Source organism: Bradyrhizobium sp. UFLA05-153, assembly GCF_054185185.1.
The window spans coordinates 27,683-46,890 of the sequence record NZ_JBBIAM010000016.1 but is presented as its reverse complement, the minus strand read 5'-3'; the positions used below and the strand labels follow the sequence as shown (position 1 = coordinate 46,890).

18 protein-coding genes are annotated in these 19,208 nt (G+C 58.0%); 9 read left to right on the top strand and 9 right to left on the bottom strand.

What is annotated here, in order from left to right; genetic code table 11:
* Positions 1 to 811: 811 nt before the first annotated feature.
* On the bottom strand, positions 812 to 973 hold the full coding sequence (locus tag Q2941_RS12270; protein ID WP_458192636.1) for a hypothetical protein: 162 nt from the start codon (positions 971 to 973) through the stop codon (positions 812 to 814).
* Positions 974 to 1,199: 226 nt separating this feature from the next.
* Positions 1,200 to 2,237, bottom strand: a complete 1,038-nt coding sequence (locus Q2941_RS12265; protein WP_458192635.1) for a cytochrome-c peroxidase — start codon at positions 2,235 to 2,237, stop codon at positions 1,200 to 1,202.
* A gap of 486 nt (positions 2,238 to 2,723) precedes the next feature.
* Here Q2941_RS12265 and Q2941_RS12260 point away from each other — a divergent pair, with 486 nt between their 5' ends.
* Both Q2941_RS12260 and Q2941_RS12255 read left to right on the top strand, forming a co-directional pair.
* Positions 2,724 to 3,428 carry a lytic polysaccharide monooxygenase gene (locus Q2941_RS12260; RefSeq protein ID WP_458192634.1) on the top strand — a complete coding sequence of 235 codons (705 nt, stop codon included), beginning with the start codon at positions 2,724 to 2,726 and terminating at the stop codon, positions 3,426 to 3,428.
* An 86-nt stretch (positions 3,429 to 3,514) separates the two neighbouring features.
* Positions 3,515 to 3,673, top strand: a complete 159-nt coding sequence (locus Q2941_RS12255) for a hypothetical protein (RefSeq protein ID WP_458192633.1) — start codon at positions 3,515 to 3,517, stop codon at positions 3,671 to 3,673.
* Between the two features lie 364 nt (positions 3,674 to 4,037).
* Here Q2941_RS12255 and Q2941_RS12250 read toward each other — a convergent pair whose 3' ends face one another.
* Complete coding sequence (locus tag Q2941_RS12250; protein WP_458192632.1) at positions 4,038 to 4,946, bottom strand: LysR family transcriptional regulator; 909 nt, start codon at positions 4,944 to 4,946, stop codon at positions 4,038 to 4,040.
* A 98-nt stretch (positions 4,947 to 5,044) separates the two neighbouring features.
* Between Q2941_RS12250 and mhpA the strand changes: the two genes are divergently transcribed.
* The 3 genes from mhpA to Q2941_RS12235 all read left to right on the top strand — a co-directional run bounded on the left by mhpA (position 5,045) and on the right by Q2941_RS12235 (position 7,889).
* Positions 5,045 to 6,619, top strand: a complete 1,575-nt coding sequence (gene mhpA / locus Q2941_RS12245) for a bifunctional 3-(3-hydroxy-phenyl)propionate/3-hydroxycinnamic acid hydroxylase MhpA (RefSeq protein WP_458192631.1) — start codon at positions 5,045 to 5,047, stop codon at positions 6,617 to 6,619.
* Positions 6,592 to 7,686, top strand: a complete 1,095-nt coding sequence (locus tag Q2941_RS12240) for an alpha/beta hydrolase (protein WP_458192630.1) — start codon at positions 6,592 to 6,594, stop codon at positions 7,684 to 7,686. Before mhpA ends, Q2941_RS12240 begins: the two co-directional genes overlap by 28 nt.
* Positions 7,687 to 7,763: 77 nt before the next feature.
* Positions 7,764 to 7,889, top strand: coding sequence for a hypothetical protein (locus Q2941_RS12235; protein ID WP_458192629.1), 126 nt, complete (start codon positions 7,764 to 7,766; stop codon positions 7,887 to 7,889).
* A 365-nt stretch (positions 7,890 to 8,254) separates the two neighbouring features.
* Here Q2941_RS12235 and Q2941_RS12230 read toward each other — a convergent pair whose 3' ends face one another.
* The gene (locus tag Q2941_RS12230; protein ID WP_458192628.1) at positions 8,255 to 8,764 is read right to left on the bottom strand and encodes a GNAT family N-acetyltransferase; all 510 of its coding nucleotides are present in this window, start codon (positions 8,762 to 8,764) and stop codon (positions 8,255 to 8,257) included.
* Complete coding sequence (locus Q2941_RS12225) at positions 8,761 to 9,051, bottom strand: type II toxin-antitoxin system TacA family antitoxin (RefSeq protein ID WP_458192627.1); 291 nt, start codon at positions 9,049 to 9,051, stop codon at positions 8,761 to 8,763. The genes Q2941_RS12230 and Q2941_RS12225 overlap by 4 nt, the downstream gene beginning before the upstream one ends.
* A gap of 280 nt (positions 9,052 to 9,331) precedes the next feature.
* Between Q2941_RS12225 and Q2941_RS12220 the strand changes: the two genes are divergently transcribed.
* Positions 9,332 to 9,724, top strand: a complete 393-nt coding sequence (locus Q2941_RS12220) for a hypothetical protein (protein WP_458192626.1) — start codon at positions 9,332 to 9,334, stop codon at positions 9,722 to 9,724.
* A gap of 3 nt (positions 9,725 to 9,727) precedes the next feature.
* On the opposite strand, the gene Q2941_RS12215 is transcribed toward Q2941_RS12220, so the two are convergent.
* The 4 genes from Q2941_RS12215 to Q2941_RS12200 form a co-directional block, all read right to left on the bottom strand.
* Positions 9,728 to 10,312 (bottom strand): mobile mystery protein B, encoded by a 585-nt coding sequence (locus tag Q2941_RS12215; RefSeq protein ID WP_458192625.1) that lies wholly within the window; start codon positions 10,310 to 10,312, stop codon positions 9,728 to 9,730.
* Entirely contained in the window at positions 10,309 to 10,761 is a 453-nt protein-coding gene (locus Q2941_RS12210) for a mobile mystery protein A (RefSeq protein WP_458192624.1), read from the bottom strand. Before Q2941_RS12210 ends, Q2941_RS12215 begins: the two co-directional genes overlap by 4 nt.
* Before the next feature lie 2,454 nt (positions 10,762 to 13,215).
* A complete protein-coding gene (locus Q2941_RS12205; RefSeq protein WP_458192623.1) occupies positions 13,216 to 14,499 on the bottom strand; it encodes a type II toxin-antitoxin system HipA family toxin in 1,284 nt (427 codons plus the stop codon).
* Positions 14,486 to 14,821, bottom strand: coding sequence for a helix-turn-helix transcriptional regulator (locus Q2941_RS12200; protein ID WP_458192622.1), 336 nt, complete (start codon positions 14,819 to 14,821; stop codon positions 14,486 to 14,488). The genes Q2941_RS12205 and Q2941_RS12200 overlap by 14 nt, the downstream gene beginning before the upstream one ends.
* 1,437 nt (positions 14,822 to 16,258) lie before the next feature.
* On the opposite strand from Q2941_RS12200, the gene sfnG reads away from it, so the two are divergent.
* From sfnG to Q2941_RS12185, 3 genes are all read left to right on the top strand, one after another.
* On the top strand, positions 16,259 to 17,365 hold the full coding sequence (gene sfnG, locus Q2941_RS12195; RefSeq protein ID WP_458192621.1) for a dimethylsulfone monooxygenase SfnG: 1,107 nt from the start codon (positions 16,259 to 16,261) through the stop codon (positions 17,363 to 17,365).
* 125 nt (positions 17,366 to 17,490) lie between these two features.
* Entirely contained in the window at positions 17,491 to 18,309 is an 819-nt protein-coding gene (locus Q2941_RS12190) for an ABC transporter ATP-binding protein (protein ID WP_458192620.1), read from the top strand.
* Positions 18,309 to 19,199, top strand: coding sequence for a branched-chain amino acid ABC transporter permease (locus Q2941_RS12185; RefSeq protein ID WP_458192619.1), 891 nt, complete (start codon positions 18,309 to 18,311; stop codon positions 19,197 to 19,199). Before Q2941_RS12190 ends, Q2941_RS12185 begins: the two co-directional genes overlap by 1 nt.
* The last annotated feature ends 9 nt before the right edge of the window (positions 19,200 to 19,208 follow it).

Sequence of the window (19,208 nt, the reverse complement as noted above, 5' to 3'; positions counted from 1 at the left end):
GGTGTGACGTTTTCAAGCAGACGACCCTTTTTCCCTAGATCGTCAACGAATCTCTCTACATCAGTTTGCGACACAGCTAATCTCCGCGCGCCTTTTCCTAATGTTGCCTACCAATCCCTGCCGCCCTTACAAGCGATGACGTCGTGAACAAAGCAAGCAGCGTGCCGACCCGGAATATTCTGCGCGGGTCGTTTGGCCGCACGTATCGTCAACTTGCCGACATTTGGTCTCGATCCCGACAATGGGGCCCCTCTAAAATGTTGGCAAACCGCGAAGTTCTTCGCTCAATAAGCACTCTGTGGTCGCCAGCGCAGTTGCGGATCCCGCCAGTCGTTTCCTTCCCCGACATCGGCGATCCCCGGCCCTGGAATCGATATTGCGTCGGCCGGTGCCTAGGCCCACGGTCAAGGTGCGTGGTTTGGAGCGACAGTCCGATCCTGTCATGCCAACAGCTTTTGACCGGATCGCCGTAGTTGTCTGGGAGGACATGAAACCACTAGCGTGAGGATCGCGTTTCAAACACTCCTGAACCGTGCACATCATGCTTTGCATATCGCGGCGCCTGTCGGTGTGGCCTGTTGCGACCCAAACCCTGACGCAGCCCGGAATCGCGATCATCCCCGTCAGAGAAGCTCAGGACCCCGCTGCAGCGCCTCGCTGCAGACCAAGGGGCGAAAAGTACCGGACGGCCGCCGCGGCGTGATACCGAGAAATAGATTAGGAACCGCTAAAGGCGCTATCCACGGCCCACGTTGATAAAAAGCCAGAAGCACCACATTCAAGATCGTGGTGGGACTTTTGTCTCGCGTTCTCACTCGCTAGTTTGCTGAGGCCGATCGAGAAGATCAAGCGCAGTACCTATCTGCTCGAGCTGACGCTCGATTTTCTCGCGCTGCTCATCGTCTTGGGCGGAATCAAGTTGCTCAATGAGCTTCTGCTTTCGGGCAAGCAGATTTTTAATGACCGTCGTCATCTGATCTCCGTTACAGCTCGCGATCCATCGCGCGATGCTTCCTTTTCCTCATCTTTGATCCAGCGCGTCCGCCGGCCGCGGTAGGGACCGTCGCGATGCTGAGAGACCACTTCGAAAGGCTAGGCCGTTCGGGGGGATGGCGGCTGCAAAAAAAAGCCAGCAGCCGCGCCGCAAGCAAACCGTAGAGAGGGTGGACCTGACGCATAGTGTACGTAGAAGAACGACACTATTTGCTTAAAGAGGGTGGTGGCGTCTCCTTTGTGCGCGTTGGCAATATCGGATACTCGATCTTGGGTAGACGCCCGCTCAGTGAACTAAGAAACGCAACAATATCGTTCTGCTCCTTCTCACTGAACTTGGCGCCGAGCTGGACTTCACTCATAACTTCTACGGCTTCCTTGAGAGTCCAAACCTGACCCGAATGGAAGTAGGGCGCCCGCAAGGCAACGTTGCGCAAGGGGGCGACACGAAATACGTATTCGTCACTGGGCGCCTTAGTGACCGCGAACCGTCCCTTGTCGGCGGCGGGAAGCAGTTTGCTATCGGGCTTTTCGATCACACCAAATGGGAAAAAATCCTGTCCCCCAATATTGATTCCGTTATGACAGGAGGCGCATCCCTTGTCCATGAACAGCTTCAATCCCTTCTTTTGCTGATCATCCAGAGCCTTGGCATCGCCATTTAAGTACCGATCGAACGGAGCCGCCGGTGTCGTGAGCGTCGCTTCAAAGGCCTCAAGCGCTTTGGCGAAATTGTCGAAAGTGACCGGCGGTGTATCATCCGGGAATGCCCGTCTGAACAGATCGACATAGTCTTTCATCGAGTTCAACGTGTTCATCACGTGATCCGCCGTCGCATTCATTTCGACGCTTGCCTGAACGGGCCCCTTGGCTTGTGCCTTGAGATCCGGCGCGCGTCCGTCCCAGAATTGAGCGACATTAAACACCGAATTGTACACGGTTGGCGCCCGACGCGCTCCCTTTTGCCAGGCGTGACCGACCGAGGTCGGGCCGGCATCGACCCCACCGGTGCCAAGATTGTGGCAGGTATTGCAGCTAATGATCCCGCTGGCCGAAAGGCGAGGGTCGAAAAACAGCATCTTGCCGAGCGCTGCTTTCGCGACTGTGACAGGATTGTCCTTAACCGCGGGGATAGCCGAGGGGATTGGTTTGAAAATGTGTCTGGCCGCCGTCATTAAATCGTCGTTCGCAATAGCATGAGATGAGACGAGCACTAAAACGATAGCAATAGACGCCTTGCGCATGACACTTCCGGTTTCTTCGAGGCCGCTACCGAGCAACACTTCTTCGGAAGGCCATCCACTACAAGATCGCCGGCCATCATGCAGAAACTAAGCCAAGCCTCGCGAGCGAATGGATAAGTGTTTTCCTGCTCAATGTCGGCTTGCCGACGTGTTGGCAGCAACCCGACACAGGGCGCTCGGCCTCGTACAAGGCGTATCGGTTTGTCGCTATTTTCGAAGGCGCAAAGCACTTCTCTAACGGCACACCAATTGCAAGAATACCTTGACATCGCGGGCCACCTTTGGGTGCCAGGACAGCTAGGCGCGGTCCACCAGACGCCGCCGCGATCATGAGGTGCGTGCCGAAGAAGCTGCAGGAGCTACGATTGCGGCCTCGGCGAGGGGTTATTCCGTAACCAGCTGCGCGGCAGGTGCCTGACGGCGGCTAGCAACCCAGGTTTCACGGCCTTCCTTCAACGGCCAATCCGACAATTCTCGAGGATAACCATGAGGTATATATTTCGACACTGGTCCAGAGCGCTCTTCAGCGCCGCGGTGTCGCTGTTCGCTGTTGCGAGCCTGCACGCGCAGGGTCGCCTTACCGAGCCAGCCTCGCGCGTCGTGCTCTGTGCTGAGCACAGAAATATGGACTGTCCAATTGATTTGTGGAGGGCAAACGTGATGGAGAACGGCAAGTTCTTCCCCGCCATGGAGGGAGGACTGCTAGACCCGATCGCGCCGACTGATGTGCAGAACGCGGCGCCACCAAGGGACGGCCTTATCGCAGGCAGCAGCGTACGCGGCGATGTGCCTTTGCTCGATGAGCAGACCCCGACGCGCTGGGAGAAGGTTCGGTTACGCTCCGGCGCAAAGCAGAAGTTCAGGTGGGAATATGGCGCGGCCCACCTGACGCGGCGTTGGAACTACTTCATCACACGGGTGGGCTGGGATCCGTCCTCTCCACTCGCACGTGCGCAGTTCGAAGTGAAGCCATTCTGCACAATCCAGAATCACGGCCAGCCGTTTTGGGATCCGAATGCCAACCTGATGCCCAAGGAGCCCTCTGTGCACACGTGCGACCTGCCAAAGCGCACCGGCTATCACGTTATTTTGGCGGTGTGGGAAATCGCCAACAGCCCAATGGCGTTCTATCAAATCGTCGATGCGACGTTTGAGGAACACAGGTCTTCGAGCGCCGGTCGCCCCGATTGAGGGCGAGGCGGATGCCACCGTCGAAATACAGCAGGCGCCAAACCGACCTGCACGGATCCACCACAAACAGCTGCTGGAAACGCCGAATGAAGCTGATTGCTTTCGACGTCGACATGCCGCGCTGGCTCTGGTCGGGCCTTGATCAGCTTTTACGGTCGCAACTCGTCGTGGCGGCGCTTTCAAGCCCGGGACTAGCGTGGCCGGCACCGGCTTTGCTGAACCAAGCGCCTGGAGGAACGGCCTGACCACCTCACATTCTTGAGCCGACTTCTTACTCATCGCGTTTCTAAGTTGGACTACGGATGCAGTGCGCACTTCGACATCCCTGAATGAAAGCGTGAAGCTTCGCTTTTGTGCTGACCTGGCCACGAATGGAGAGATCGAGGGCGATGATCGCCGCACCGAACGGCTACGACTGCTGCGTGTTGCTGGTTCTTGCTGACGATGACGATCGCTGACGCCCGATGGCAGCTCCAGAACGACCGGCGGCAGCGACCGACAAAGAGGCGTTCCGAGCATTCCCGTGAATCTTCCCGATCGGGATTTTTTCAAGAAAATGAGATGCTTTTTCCCGATCGGGAATTTTTTGGTGACCTACTTGTTGCGACCTCACGCCATGCGGGTTGCTTCCTGTAACATGATCTCTCGCATCCAGATGCTTGCCTGATCATTGTTGTGAAGAGCCGGCCATTGCACGGCTTCGGTGAAGGCTGGAAGCGGCATTGGAAGATCAACGATCCGCAGCCGCATCGTCGCCCCGAAATGTCGCGCCAGCCGTGAATGCATGGTCGCGATCCGCTCGGTGCCCAGCAGTAGCGGGGGGATCATAGTGAAGCTCTGCACCGAAACCTCGATACGCCGCTTGTGATCATGCTCGAGCAAGAGCCACGCCTCGATCGAAGGCTTGAGCGTTCGTCCGAATTGCGCCGCAACGTGCCCCATCGACATGTATCGCTCGAAGGTGAGCTTGCGTGAAAGCTGCTTGTTCGTGTGACAGCCCACGCACACCAGCGTCTCGTCAAACAGCTTTGCCTTGGGGTGCGCGTCTGACATGTACATTTCCGGAAAGATCAGGAAATCGACCTCGCCGCGCTGAAGTGGCTCGTCCGGTTGGTCGTCAAACGGAATCAGCTCGAACGTGATGCCGGGGGCCTCGCGCGCAACACGCGCGATCACCGTCCGAAAGAACACCAATGTCATGAAATCAGACAGAATGATCCGGAAGCGGCGGTTCGATTTGGCCGGGTCGAACGTATCACGCTCGGTCATAGAAAGCTGGATTTGCAGCAACGCTTCGCGGGTCGGCGCAGCCAGCGCCTCGGCAAGCGGCGTCGGAACCAGTTCGCGGCCGCGCATCGTGAAGAGATCGTCGCGGAAATAGGCACGCAATCTTGAGACCGCCGCGCTCATCGCCGGTTGGCTCAAATGGATGCTGCGCGCCGCCGCAGTGAGGCTGCGCTCGGTCATCAGCGCGTTGAGCGCGACAAGGAGGTTCAGGTCGAGACCTTTGAAGCGCATGATGAGGCATCCACGCTATAGATATGGCTCATAAAAACAATCAATTGTACCCATGCCTCACGGTATCACAAGCTGCAAAAAAAACCGGGAGGACATTCATGGCTCAGACCGACTTCGATGTGGCCGTTATCGGCTATGGACCGACGGGCCTGACCGCGGCATCGCTCCTGGGGCAGCTCGGCCACCGCGTCCTGGTCGTCGAGCGATGGCCGTCTCTTTATGGTCTTCCGCGATTGACGCATATCGATGGAGAGACCGCGAGGCTGCTCAGCTTCGCATGCGACGTCGAGGAGGCGCTCAGGGATTCATCGCCGATCGAATCCTACATATTCTATAATGCAAAAGGAAAGCGGCTGGTCGATGTCGTCGACATCCCCAGCCTACCGATGGGATTTCCGGCGCATATCTCGATTCATCAGCCCGATATCGAGGCGGCGATCGACCGCAAGGTGCGCAGCTTGCCAAACGTCAAGGTGCGCCAGGGGGTGGAGCTCACCGGCTTGAAAGTATCAGCCGGAAAGGTCGAACTCTCGCTAAAAGCAGGCGACGTCGCGGAAACCGCGCACGCGCGCTACGTCTTTGCGGCCGATGGCGCCAAGAGCTTCGTCAGGTCCGCGCTAGGGATCGAACGCGACGATTCCGGCTTCAACGAGCGCTGGCTCAACATCGACGGGGAGCGCAAGCGGCCGCTTCCTCCAAGCTTCGAGGAAACCAAGCAGTATTGCGACCCGGCAAGAGGCCACATGTTCCTGCCGATCGGCACAAATCGTCAGCGGTTTGAATTTGCGCTGCTGCCGGACGAGGACACCGACGAGATGGAGCGGGCGGAGAGGGCGTGGAGAATCTTGAAGCAATATCACGATGTCGGCCCGGACGACCTTCGGATCATCAGGCAGATCGTCTACACCTTCGAATGCCGGATGGCGCGAAGCTGGCGCAGCGGGCCAGTGTTTTTGGGAGGTGACGCCGCACATACCATGCCGCCCTATCTCGGGCAGGGCGCTTGCTCCGGTATCAGGGACGCCGCAAATGTTGCCTGGAAACTCGATCTTGTGCTCCGGAACGTTGCGTCACAGGAAATCCTTGAGAGCTACGAGCCCGAGCGCCGTCCGCATGTCGCCCACATCATGCGCACGGCGGTGATGTTGGGGAAAATCGCCAATATACGTAGCCGCACGGTCGCGTTCTTCCGTGACCTGGCTTTCCGGTTCAACCTGGTCCCGCCGCCGCCGCCATTTCCTTCCCTCTCCGCCGGCATCATTCAGGATGACCGTCGCGGCGCCTGGGGAAAGGCGGTGGGCTCGGTACCGCCGCAGGGGCGGGTCAGGATCGGCGATCGAGTTGCAAGGCTCGACGACCTCGTCGGTTACAGTTTCGCGCTAATTGCTGAACGCAATCCAGCGGCTATTCTTGGCCCATCGCGCATGGGCTTTCTTAGGAGTCTCGGCTGCCGCGCATTGACGCTCGCCGACGATGCCGGCGCCGGCGTCGAACGCTTGCTCGATATCGATGGAACCTATTCGTCCTATCTCGCCGAAAAGAACGCTGCCGCGATGATCATCCGTCCGGACACCAATCTGTTTGGCTTTGTCGCCGGGCTGAAGGACGTCGCCGACCTTGTGGAAAATCTCCAGCAGAAACTGTCGTGGCGCTTGACGGCATTGGCAGCGTGAACATGACCATATCTGAAGAACAGGCCAAGGAAATCGAGGCCCTGTGCCGGGCGATGTCGCTCACGCGCATGGTCGACTATGGCATGACGCGCCAGAAGGCACAGCTCGCACATCAGCGGGTGCGCGAGGGGAGGCCCTGGGACCTCGTGCTTGAGGAGATGGCGCACGAGGAGGAACGTCTTGCCGAGGCGGCTGATGACGCAGCGCTTGCCCGCGAAAGCTGGCACGCCGCTGCTGTGAGTCTGATCTTTGCTCAAATGGCCTTCAATGCGGATGGCGAGCGAAAGCGGGAGCTCTATCGCCGGATGACCCAGTGCTTCGCACGCTTTGCCGCGCTGTCAAAATATCCGGCGACGAAGGTGGAGGTGCCATACCGGCAGGGGACGCTGTTTGGGTGGCATTTTCAAGCTGTTGAGGAGCGAACTTCTGGAAGCGTGATTGTGTTCGGGGGTATGAGCGGCTGGTCCACGGCCTATCGGTCGATGGCCGAAGCGCTCTGTCTGCAAGGAATCGACTGTTTCCTGGTAGATGGTCCAGGGCAGGGCGAGAGCAGGCTTGAGGGAGGCATCCTCGCCGATGACGACGTCGCAAGCGGCATGAGCCGATTCGTCGATCTTGCTCTGATGCGCGCGCCTGGTCAGAGGATCGGGCTGTGGGGGAACAGCTATGGCGGACTCCTCGCGGCATTAACTGCCATCCGCGATAGCCGTGTGCACGCCTGCTGCATTAATGGTGCACCTGCGCGCACGGAGGTGCCGCCGTTCCGGACGGCGCAAGAGCAGCTCGCCGCGATGTTCGGCTGCCACGATCCGGATTTGCTGACCGAGCGCGTTTCCGGGCTTGTCTTCGACGGCCACCGCGTTCCGATCCCCTGTGCGACGCTGGTGCTTGAGGGCGGCGCCGATGCCCTGGTCAAGCCGGGATCTCAGAGTGCGTTTCTCGAAGGCAACACCGATCCCCGATCGTGCCTCAAGTCCTGGCCAGACGGCGAGCACACGATCTACAACCATCGGGACGAGCGAAACACGCTGGCGGCGGACTGGTTTAGCGGGGTGCTCAGATCGTAGCCGCAGGCCGCTGGATCGGGATGCGCGCCGGGCCAAGCCAGTCGAGCGTCGGGTCCACGAACGGCTCGGCCAGTGATGTGACGAAAGTTCTGGTCCAGCTCGGCGATATCGAGGCCGGCTATCTTGCCGGCTTTGAAGGTGGGGCGTTTGTCACGTACCGGATCCAGTCGGGGCAGGGCGGCAAGGCCCTTCGCTCGAATTGAAGCTGAAATATCTTCGGCAGATCGCCTTCGGGCCGCCAGCTTCACTATAGGACTGTAATAGCCGTCGAGCGCGAGCCTCGGTGTCTTCCCTCTGTCTTAAAGCGTGAGTTCTTCCTCGAAGTTTTCGTACATCGGCACGTGAACGTCGCCATCGAGTTCGATGAAGTAGGCGAGCAGCACCAATGAGCGTTCGATCATGGAAAACTGGGATGGGAGCGCCACTGCATAGGCTCAGCTTAGGAGAGCGCGACCGCAGAAATCCTGGCAATGATTGGGAAACGCAGTTCAATCGCAGACATTTCCAAGTACTGCGTTCTATTTCGACATTGTTCGATGGATCGAGATAGGGAGGCGGCCAGAACTGGTTAGGGCTGCTGTCCCGCGGCAAGACGAATGTCTTTGATAATCATAAAGAGATGACGCGGGTCGGTTGGCGAAGGAGCGAACCCGAAATGTCGATAAAAGGCAGCGGCCTGATCGTCTTTCGCATGCACGGCGAGCGCGCGTATGCCGACCACGTCGACCACTTGCAACGTTCGGCCAAGTGCGTCGAGCAGCAGGCCTGCGCCGATGCCTCGCCCTTGTGCTGACGAATGAACCGCAAGGCGCGCCAGCACAAGAAGCGGGATCGGATGGCGCGGTATGCCTTTTACGACCCGTTCGGGCGCATTGGCGTGATGCACCTCGCCGGCGACGACAGTATAGAAGCCGATGACGTCCTGGCCGGCTAACGCAACGTAGGTCTGCGACGAGTTAGATTGTTGGGCCTGAAGAGCATGCCGGATCAAAAAACGATCAAGCTCGGGTTGCCCGCAGGTGAATGGCTCAACAGCGTGGGTGCGATCCAGCTTTTCGATACGGAGCGAATCCTTCACGGCTCGCTTTTCGCATCGAAGACAGACGGTTCACGAAAGAGACGTTCGAGGCGCGAATGCCGGCGCGGAGGCGCATCGAGAGCGGCGATATAGGCATCCCAGTTCTTGCCATCAAGCGTGAAGACACGACGATCGGCAAGCCGCTCCTCGGCTTCACTCAGCGCGGTCTCAAGCACAAATTCGCTGACGGATTTGCGTTCGGCCGTCGCCGCTGCCTGCAAAGTCTGCTTTGCTGCCCGGCTCAGCCGTAAATCAAGCTTTTCTGTTCTGTTGGTGCGTTGAACCATTTTCCACCCTCTTAAAGCCAATGATATCACAAATCGCCCGACAATGTCACGACAGATGGAGGTTTCCGGTAATCGACGTAAGTAACTGACATAAATAAGATATATTCCGTGTCTAAGGACGGCCTCGATTGTAATTGTTGAGAGTGTTCGGTAATCGTTCTATGGTGATTTCGGCCTCATTGGAGGCTGCCCCGGTGGGCAATCGCGACGAGTTTTCAGCCAGAACCAAACAAGCGCTCGCACTTCGCGCCGGAAACACCTGTTCATTTCGGGGATGCGCATGCCCGACTTCTGGCCCACGCGAAGAGGCCCTGATGCCTTCAGCATGGCCGGAAAAGCAGCGCATATCCGCGTTCCCTATGAACTGCTTGATGACTATTGCGACGATTATGACAAAGCCACACCAGGACGTTCTTTATCCAAGCAGCTTCGCGCAGCCGATTGGTACGAACACGCACGTGCGATCCGTCATACGGTGTCGCAAAATTTTCGATTCGATTTTTCGCGATACAAGCCGGAAAACTTTCCGATCACGTGGAGCGGCATTTCCATGACACCAGAGCTGCACGAAAAGGCATCACTTTCGCCTCGTTCTGGCAGAAGGTCTGGCTATGAGTTTTTTGTTGCAATGCGATCGTTCGCCAAGGCATTGCCGGAACCGTCCATCACCTAAGAACTAAGATCTGGCAAAGGCGACAAGCGGCCCGAGATCATGATTGTCGGCCGCTCGGAGCACTGTGATGTAGGCAGCGCGTGCCGTGCCGGCCTTTTGTAGATCGGCTCCGCCCCATGTAAAGCGCTGGCGGCCAAGCTGAGCGACCAGTACGTCGGCCGCTAACCGCGACCAACGACCATTTCCATTGGGAAATGGATGCACGGATACCAGGCGGTGATGAAAACGAACCGCAAGTTCGTCAGGCTCATAGGTCTTGTGTTCGACCCAAAAGCGCACGTCGTTCAGGACTTCGTGAAGCGATACTTCAATCAAGTGAGGCTTGACGCCCAGATTGCGGTCCGTTGTCCGGTATTTGCCGGCCCAACGCCAGACGCGTTCAAACATTCGCCGATGCAAGTTTTTGAGAAAACTATCCCGTGTCGGAACCTTCCGGCGGCCAAACGCCCAGCGATTTGCCGTGGCAATGTTTTGCTGCTCAAGCTCGTTCAATTCGCTGCGCATCGTGATGTGGGTTGGGATAAGTTCTTCGCGCTCCTGGGGCGTCAGCGGTGTTGCATGATCATCGGCGGCGTGCAGATCGGTCATTCTTCATCCCAGAGACGCGCGGGGCGTTTCAGCAAATCCTCAATCACTTGCTCGCGGAGTACCTGAGCAGCCCGATTGTCCTCCACCGCCTGGTCCTCAAGCCGCATGGTTTGCTCGATGGCCCGTGATTGCCGCTCAGCGATCTCGGCGGCACGTTTGCTTACAACTTCTGCGAGAGGGCGCTCGGGTACGAGCACGTAGACCAACCGGCAGCCTAGAGCTTCAGCGGCGCGCTGGAGTGTATTGAGAGTTAGACTGCCGCTTTGTTCGGATTTTTCAAGTTCCACGATGCGCGGCTGCGATACGCCTAGCCTCTTCGCATATTGTGCTGTCGTCATGCCGAGCGCGTCACGGATCGCACGAATCCAGCCCTTCGGGGGGCGCTGGGCGTGCGAGAGCGCTCGGAGGGTACCAAAGCGGTTGTCCAGATGTCGGATGGCGTCCTTCATCCGATAAGGTATAGCATATATTTTATTACGAAAGCAATAAGATATGTGTTATTGAAATCGATATTTTGATAAGTTAAGTCTTATTGAAAACTCCATAACGATAAGGGATATCATATTGACATGTATCACCTCCCCACCGATGGGCTTTTTAGTGAAACTCGCGACAACCTATGATTGATTATCTTAATGTTCTAGTCTCGCTTGTTTCCTTATTGCCCGTCATCAGCTCACATCTCACACCCCGCCTACCGGGAGAGCTTGATGGCGTTCGCTGACAATTTACAAGAAGAAGTCCGCCTTTGGCGGAGGACGAGCTAAATCGGAGCCGTTGTGCCGAAATCTCGGTCACCTCACGATTGAACTTGGTAGATTTGCGAGACGACCGTGCTCTCGAATGGTCGTGCCAACAGATGCGCACCGGGCGTCAAGCCACGTCCTCGTACGCCTTTGGTCCGTGGCCCTTTTTGAGCATCCATCCGCCCCCGACGGCATCATATATCGGGCTCCGGTGGGCCGGCTCGGCGAGATAATTGTTGGGCGGTATGAGCTGTCGTCCGCGTCCGATGGGCTTTGGCCAGGCACGTGCACGGGGCGAGCCCGAAGCGCGCTCGCATGAAGGCGGAGACCATGCGAGGGGCTCGCTGCCGATCCCGAAATTACGGACCCGATTCCCTGCGATCGGCGGCGCGGCGAGCGGCCTAGGGAACGGGCGATCGTGGAAGGCCGCCGGCGCGCTGCGCGTCGGCAGCACGACGTGACAAAATAAGCGCGCAGCAGTCCAGAACGAAGTCTCAGCATGCCAGATGATCGCGGGAAACTTAGCCCAAGGTCTATCGAGCAGAAAGACGGCGCATGGCGTTCAACTATGCTCATTATCGCCATGGTTGCATGATATAGACTTGCACCGGTTAGCTGGGAACCAGATTGATGAAGAGTATTCGCAATGCCGCCATGGTAGGAACGTTCGTAGCAGTCGTCGCCGCACAAGTCACTTGGGAGTTTGCAAATACCTATCTCGCTTGCACTCTTGCGCTTGTCGCTTCATTCAGTGCTGGCTTTTGCGTCGAGCGCGTTTTCATCAAATGGGCGCATCGCAAGATGACTTGCCTTCACGGCGCAGACTGGGGTGCTTAGACAACGGTCCTACTGGCGTCGCCGCTCATCCGATGGAGCCGCCACAGCGAAGGTGAGTGAATGATGGTTGATTGTATCGGCGCGAGGTCGATCAAAGTCGAGGTTCTTGACCCAGACGTGCTCGATTGCCCAGTCTGTTGTGGTCGTCCATTTCTCGTCCAGGACAACGCCGGCACTTGGCGCCTTCACTGCGAGGCGTGCGAGCCGTACGGAATGATAGTCGCGACCAGACCGTGCAGTTCGCCACATAAGGCGATAGAAATCTGGAACCGTGACAGTTCGACACCAGCGACAGATTCAGAACTCGCCGAAAAGGCCGAGCTGCGCGACATCTTCGGCTCGGGACCTTGTCTAGAACTAAATCTCGAAGCGCAACGCGAGCCGTCTATGGACTTCTTTTGTGAGCTGAGAAAAGGGTCGCCTCTTCATAACGTTCGGAACAACGGTGCCGAGTCGTTCAGCATTATGCCCATCGACAAGAGCGTGGACGCAGCAGGCCGATTTCAACGTGTCGCTCTATTTGCGATCGCATACGCTAATGACGAATACAGGGTGATGCCCCACAAGGATACAAGCTTCGGTGTAAGAATGTACGACGTGGTCGTGATCCAGAGAGTTTCATCCTAAGAGCCGCCACTCGTGAAACAGATAGCCAGAGTGAAGCATGCCTAGGAATGGGTCTCGGCGATGGAGCAAGGAAGAGGACAAACGTCTGCTCGAACTCGCCTCAAACAACGAGGTGCCGAAACGGATTTCCATCCTTCTCGAGAGAAGCGAAAACGCTGTCGCTCGGCGGCTCAAGCAGTTACGGCCGAAGCTCCCAAAATCCTAGCCACCCTCCTGAATTGATGTCGCAAAGCCCGGGTCGAAGTCCCGCGCTGAATAGCATGATCCAGAGAATCTCCAAGCCTCGGCGGCAAGCCACAGTCAGGGGAGCAAACTGCCTGCCCGATGTTCCGTAGCCGAAGCCCACAACCAAGCCGACGGCGAAACCCATTCCGGTGAGCGCCCAAAGTTCCTCGCCGTCCATCGACGAATCGGCGACCGCCACGCGCCGCGCAGGCTCTTCGGAAAGAGCTTCGTGCCTCAGCACAAGCGCCGTATCCCGCTGTCGTACAAAGAGAGAAACTCAAGAGTCCGTGCAACTGCGCAGAAAGGCTCTGGAAATACCTTTCTGTATTTTTTCGACGGCTTGATTGCTAACGAGCTGGCTCGGCGGCCAAATTATGCTCGACAAACGTCGCGATGCGGCCGTGCCGCCGCTGTGGGCTCCGGCGCGCGCATGGGATGCTGTCGCGCCCTCGGCGATGCAGACGGGCTTCAGTTGGAAAGTTCGGCGAGAACCGCTGGAGCATTGACGAACGCGAACGCATTAAGGAATTGGCGTCCCCAGAGGAAATTGAGGTCGACCTCCGTAAGCAATGCGGCTTCGCATACCTCGTTCCAGGATCTCTTGATTGTCTTGATTTGGCGAGCGATCAGTTCGACGGCATCATTCTTGTTGAGCAGAAACAAGGGAGCCGCTTCAAGGCAAACGGAAATTTGGCTCGTGCGGTGATTGCCAACAATAAGCATCGCCTGCGTTGTTTCTCCGACCGTCCTGATTTGTGGACAGACGTCGTAGGCAGGCGTCAGCATAAGATCTTTTCCGTTCCAGAACGCCGCGTGATTGCGGGCATAATCGTCCGTGTTGCCGCAAAGGATGTTGAACACCATCCGGCCGTACAACTCACGTAGCGTCTCCTTGGGCGAAGTGAACCGGTGGCGGATGATGGTGGCAAGATCTTCATAGCTTGCGTAGCGCCCCATCATTTCGTCGAGCCCAAGCAGGGTCAGTGCTGACACCATGGCGCGGCGCTCCCATCCGCCATTGGCCTGTTGCCGATCAAAGCGTTCGATCAGCAGCACATCTTTGCCAGCGGCGCGCTCAAGGCTGACGGAAGCCGCGGCAAGCCCCGCTTTGGTGGCCAGTCGCATGGCTACGAACTCGGCTTTCACGACATTGTAAAGGTCGTTCTGCGAGGAGAACTTGGCGATGTACTTCGTGCTATCTGAGGTGATCACTGTCTTGGGCCGGGCGCCACCGATCGAGCTTCCATGTATGAGCGCGCGATCGAGGTCCTGCGTCAGCGGCTCTCCCTTTTCGACGATTGCCGTTGCGGCCTGAAGCTCTTCGAGCGAGGCCGCTGAGGCTTCCCGCGGGACGTACTTTTCGGGGGAGGACTGAAAATCGAGGGCTCCAATGCGGTCCGAGCCTGATTCGAGCAGATAGGTAAGTTCGTCGATCTCCGCTGCATTAATCTCCTTGTCGCTCTTCCCGAATTTGCGATTGATGATGACGCGGCGTCCCCACGCATCAGGGGCGGCGTCGCGGATGCAATTCGGCATCATCAGCCCCGGCGTCAGCGGAATCGTGCCGCGGCGTAAAGACAATTCCGGATCGTAGAGTGCAATCGCGTTGTTGCGCGCGAGATAGCTTTGCCCGTAGTTGAAGAGGAACTGATTGCCCGAGCCGAACAAGCGGCCGGCTACGACCGGCGCCGTCTCACCGGGCAGCCACACCCACACATAGGCTTCAATCGGCTTCTTGTCAGAAGTTGTCATCGGGTTTCACGCGCGGTGTGTGGACGGCTTTCGGTATCAGCGTCATGACGGCTGTATTCGATGCGAGAGCGCTGGTCAGGGCGCGTTCATCGGCAGCAAACAGCGGCACGCCAACGATAGCGGCGGCTTCGAAGACGGCGCCCAGCGTGCAGCCGAGATCTCCGTTCTCGATTCGCCGCAGGAGTCCACGCGAAAGGCCCGCGCGGTCAGCGAGTTCTTCGGCCGTCATCTTCCGGTCGATGCGCGCCTTACGGATGAGCTGACCTAAAAGAACCGCGGCCTCCTTCGCGTAGCGAGAATAAGGTCTCGCTTTCTTCGACATTGCTGATCCATTAATGGGCCACATCGGCCCAACTGGACCATTTATAGCGCAAATTCGGGTGGTGCCGATGCGTTTGGCTAGCATTGAGGCGCTTGCGCCGGTCATGGACAAGAGCGCCGATGCTGGGTTTTTTGGGAGACCGCATGAGCCAAAATTTAGCGGAACGCATCGTATTAGGTGCAAAGACGCGGGATGTTTTGGACTCATTGGAGCGATCGAAGCGCCGAAAAAGGCCGCCTTCAGTGGAATCAAATCCGATGCGTGGCGTCGCTGTGAGCGGCATCCGGTTCATCGCTCTGAACCTCATGAACGACCTTGTCGATGTGTCCGAAGTCCCGCCTTCGTGATGGCATTTCCGACGCCAGCCTCCGAATTCTTTGCCTCCGAACTGTAGGTTCAACCTCGTTGATCCCAACGCGCGGCGCTTGGCGGCTCCAAAAGCAAACGACCGCGCTAGACCCCTCCGTGGTCCGCAGGAGCATGGCTCGCTCGCAGTCGGCGACGGACATCGTTCGTCCGCTATCCTCCCACAGTGTTCGATGGCGATCACCCATGAAAAAGCGTTCTGTGGGCATGAAGGTCTCAAGGTGCGAAGTCGCGAGGCGTCCGCCTGTCATCATGGGACATGGCATCAGTTGACGTCCAGCCACGCCGGTACGAAGGCATCGCGCGCCTCGTCGCGCTCCCAGAGGTCTCTGTTGTTTGCGACAGCTAGTCACACTATTTGAATGCTCCTTGTGACTTCAGTGTTTGGGTTGTTGAGCAGTAGGCGGATCTCGGCAGCCAGCAAAAAAGACCGTTCCAGCGTGCAGACGAAATCGAAAGCACTCGTGATCGTAACGGGTGAGTGCGTTGCCTCGAGGGGCGGCATGGCGAGGATTTTAGAAGAGTTTATGGGACGATAAGAAAGACTGAGCCTGACTGTTGAAAAACAGCTGAAAACCTTTCGGCGAATAAGACCGACGTCGGCTGAGGATCGTGAGCTTTGCGACAAGTTTGTACGCATTCATTCAGTGATCGTTCTCATTCGCGCAATAGAAATCGCGTCTGATGAAAAATTACAAAAATTGATTATCTTAAGTGCAGGAAAAATAGTTCGTCTTCGACTCGCGCCGTCGAGAATTCTTTGAGACGATAGATCATGCAACGGTGCCAGCCAGGGACGCTCATGATGCGCAACAACAACGTCGACGGGGTGAGTGATTTGACCAAACCCACGGCTTGTCGATGCTTTTGTGCGAACGTGTGTTGGTGCGGCTGAAATGCACATGCTCGGACCGTGTCCGAGACGACTGTAGCGCTTCTGAATCAATAGCTTAAACGACGACGAACAGCACGTGAGCCGCGCCGGTCTCGACGGGTGCGACGGCGCGATGCTGCCTGCCTGAGATCGTCGCTCTTCTTCACGCAAAGCTTAATTCTTGAGGGAAAAACAGGATGACTGTGAGCAACAATCCGATCAAATTCGCTTACTGGGTGCCAAACGTATCCGGTGGCCTCGTGATTTCTTCGATCGAACAGCGCACCAGCTGGGATATCGATTACAATCGCAAGCTTGCCCAGATCGCCGAGAAGTCTGGCTTCGACTATGCTTTAAGTCAGATCAGATTCACTGCAGGTTATGGCGCCGACAAGCAGCACGAGTCCGTCAGCTTCTCTCACGCGCTCCTTGCCGCGACCGAAAAACTCAAGGTGATCGCCGCTCTCCTTCCCGGGCCTTGGAATCCGGCGCTGGCCGCAAAGCAGATTGCGACGATCAACCAACTCACCAATGCACGCGTTGCGGTCAACATCGTCTCGGGCTGGTTCCGCGGCGAATTCCATGCAATCGGCGAGCCTTGGCTGGACCATGACGAGCGTTACCGCCGCTCGGAGGAGTTCATCAACGCGCTGCGCGGGATCTGGACCGAGGAGAATTTCACCCTCAAGGGCGACTTCTATCGGTTCAACGACTATTCGCTCAAGCCAAAGCCGCTCGATCCGCTGCCAGAGATCTTTCAGGGCGGCTCCTCGCGGGCAGCCCGCGACATGGCTGCCCGTGTGTCCGACTGGTACTTCACCAATGGCAATACGCCGGACGGTCTGAAGGCCCAGGTCGACGACATCAGGACCAAAGAAAAGGCTTTTGGCAAGAGCTGGCGCACCAAGATCGGAATCAATGCCTTCGGTATCGTCCGGCAAACAGAAGACGAAGCTAAGGGGGTCTTGCAGGAGATCATCGATAAGGCGATCCCCGATGCGGTTCGTGGATTCCACCACGAGGTCCAGAATGCAGGCAATGCCAGCCCCGAGCGCGAGGGCAATTGGGCCAAATCCACCTTCCAGGACCTCGTTCAATACAATGATGGCTTCCGCTCGAATTTGATCGGAACCCCGCAACAGGTCGCCGAACGCATTATCGAGCTCAAGGGCGCTGGTGCCGATCTCATCCTGCTCGGTTTCCTCCATTTCCAGGAAGAGGTCGAATATTTCGGCAAGCATGTGATCCCGCTCGTTCGAAAGCTCGAGGCAAGCGCGCCCGTGCAGGCGCAGGCTGCCGAATAATCGAGTTTGTTGGGGGAGGGGGCCAAGTGGCGGGGATTGCGACAGGAGGGGCTGCGCTTTGTCTGGAGGATGGTTCTTCCGACAAACATGTCGGTCACGCGAGGCGAAAGCGCGGCGAGGCGATTGTGAGCCGCGCAGAGCCTGTTACGCTCGCACGTCCGGTTCTCGGACTTACGAACATCTCGCTGAGCTTCGGCGGTGTCGTAGCACTGCGCGATGTTAATTTACAGGTCGCGCGGGGTGAAATCCGGGCTGTCATTGGGCCGAACGGGGCCGGCAAGAGCACACTGCTCAACGTTGTCAGCGGGCTCTACCGGCCTGGTCAAGGCGAAGTATGGTTCGGCGAGCATTCGTTCCGTGATGTGCCGACGTCGAAGCTCGCCGCCCATGGCGTGGCGCGGACATTTCAGAATCTCGCCCTGTTCAAGGGACTTTCGGTCTTCGACAATGTGCTCATGGGGCTTGCGCACCGCTTTCGGCCCGGCTTTCTGCGGCAGATCGTCGGCTCGCCGCTGGCGCGGCGCATCGAGGCGGAGAACCGTTCGGCGGCAAAGGAGATCATCGGCTTCCTGCATCTTGACCACGTTCAGGACCGTATTGCCGGAACGCTGCCTTATGGCGTGCAGAAGCGCGTCGAGCTTGCGCGGGCGCTGGTGGGCCGGCCAAGGGTCCTGCTCTTGGACGAGCCATTCGCTGGTGTGACCATGACCGAAAAGCAGGAGTTGTCGCACCACGTGCGCAACGCCCGCGACAACTTCGGCGCCACGGTTGTCCTGATCGAGCATGACATCGGCCTCGTCATGGGGCTGTCGGATCGCGTGGCCGTGCTCGACCACGGGCGGAAGATAGCCGACGGCACGCCTGAGGAAGTCCGAGCTGATCCTGCCGTGATCGATGCCTATCTCGGCGTCGACCACGAGAAGTATGCGGAGCTTGTGATTTGATGTTCGACTATCAGTTCTTCATTGAGGTGCTGATCGGAGGCCTCCTGTCAGGAGTGATGTACTCCCTGGTCGCGATCGGCTTTGTGCTGATCTACAAGACCTCCGGCGTACTCAACTTCGCCCAAGGCGCGATGCTGCTTTTCGCTGCGCTGACCTTTGTCAGCCTGGTCGAGCGTGGGGCGCCGTTTCCCGCGGCGCTCTTGGCAACACTGGCCATCATGATCGCACTGGGCATCGCCGTTGAGCGCACGGTGCTGCGGCCGCTCGTCAACCAGCCTCCGATCACATTGTTCATGGCGACGCTCGGGCTCTCCTATGTGATCGAAGGCGCCGCACAGCTCCTCTGGGGTACGCAAGTCCATGGGCTTGACATCGGGATCAGTGATACCCCATTCGAAGTCGCCGGCGTGCTGATCAGCGGGTTCGATCTGTTCGCGGCCGCGGTTGCAGGCAGCTTAGTGGCGGTGTTTTCGCTGTTCTTCCGCTACACCCGCACCGGACTGTCGTTCCGTGCGGTCGCCGACGATCAGTTTGCAGCGCTTGCAATCGGCCTGCGGCTGCCGCGTGTTTGGGCCGCAGTTTGGACAGTGGCCGGGATCGTCGCCCTGGTCGGTGGGCTATTGTGGGGCGCGCGGCTTGGTGTGCAGTTCTCGCTCTCGCTCGTCGTGTTGAAGGCACTGCCGGTGCTGGTGCTCGGCGGTTTCGATTCCATCTTAGGCGCGATCGTCGGCGGGCTTCTGGTTGGGGCAATCGAGAAATTGTCCGAAGTCTATGTCGGGCCCTCCTTTGGAGGCGGCATCGAGACCTGGGTCGCCTATGTCGCGGCACTTGCGCTGCTCTTGATCCGGCCATCTGGCCTGTTCGGACAGAAGTTCGTGGAGAGGGCATAGGCAGTGGCG

Excerpts from the sequence above, each read along its gene's own strand:
- sfnG (WP_458192621.1), top strand. The coding sequence starts at position 16,259 with ATGACTGTGAGCAACAATCCGATCAAATTCGCTTACTGGGTGCCAAAC.
- Q2941_RS12260 (WP_458192634.1), top strand. The coding sequence starts at position 2,724 with ATGAGGTATATATTTCGACACTGGTCCAGAGCGCTCTTCAGCGCCGCG.
- Q2941_RS12270 (WP_458192636.1), bottom strand. The coding sequence starts at position 973 with ATGACGACGGTCATTAAAAATCTGCTTGCCCGAAAGCAGAAGCTCATT.
- Q2941_RS12185 (WP_458192619.1), top strand. The coding sequence starts at position 18,309 with ATGTTCGACTATCAGTTCTTCATTGAGGTGCTGATCGGAGGCCTCCTG.
- Q2941_RS12220 (WP_458192626.1), top strand. The coding sequence starts at position 9,332 with ATGCCCGACTTCTGGCCCACGCGAAGAGGCCCTGATGCCTTCAGCATG.
- Q2941_RS12225 (WP_458192627.1), bottom strand. The coding sequence starts at position 9,051 with ATGGTTCAACGCACCAACAGAACAGAAAAGCTTGATTTACGGCTGAGC.
- mhpA (WP_458192631.1), top strand. The coding sequence starts at position 5,045 with ATGGCTCAGACCGACTTCGATGTGGCCGTTATCGGCTATGGACCGACG.
- Q2941_RS12250 (WP_458192632.1), bottom strand. The coding sequence starts at position 4,946 with ATGCGCTTCAAAGGTCTCGACCTGAACCTCCTTGTCGCGCTCAACGCG.
- Q2941_RS12210 (WP_458192624.1), bottom strand. The coding sequence starts at position 10,761 with ATGAAGGACGCCATCCGACATCTGGACAACCGCTTTGGTACCCTCCGA.
- Q2941_RS12205 (WP_458192623.1), bottom strand. The coding sequence starts at position 14,499 with ATGACAACTTCTGACAAGAAGCCGATTGAAGCCTATGTGTGGGTGTGG.
- Q2941_RS12215 (WP_458192625.1), bottom strand. The coding sequence starts at position 10,312 with ATGACCGATCTGCACGCCGCCGATGATCATGCAACACCGCTGACGCCC.
- Q2941_RS12200 (WP_458192622.1), bottom strand. The coding sequence starts at position 14,821 with ATGTCGAAGAAAGCGAGACCTTATTCTCGCTACGCGAAGGAGGCCGCG.
- Q2941_RS12265 (WP_458192635.1), bottom strand. The coding sequence starts at position 2,237 with ATGCGCAAGGCGTCTATTGCTATCGTTTTAGTGCTCGTCTCATCTCAT.
- Q2941_RS12255 (WP_458192633.1), top strand. The coding sequence starts at position 3,515 with ATGAAGCTGATTGCTTTCGACGTCGACATGCCGCGCTGGCTCTGGTCG.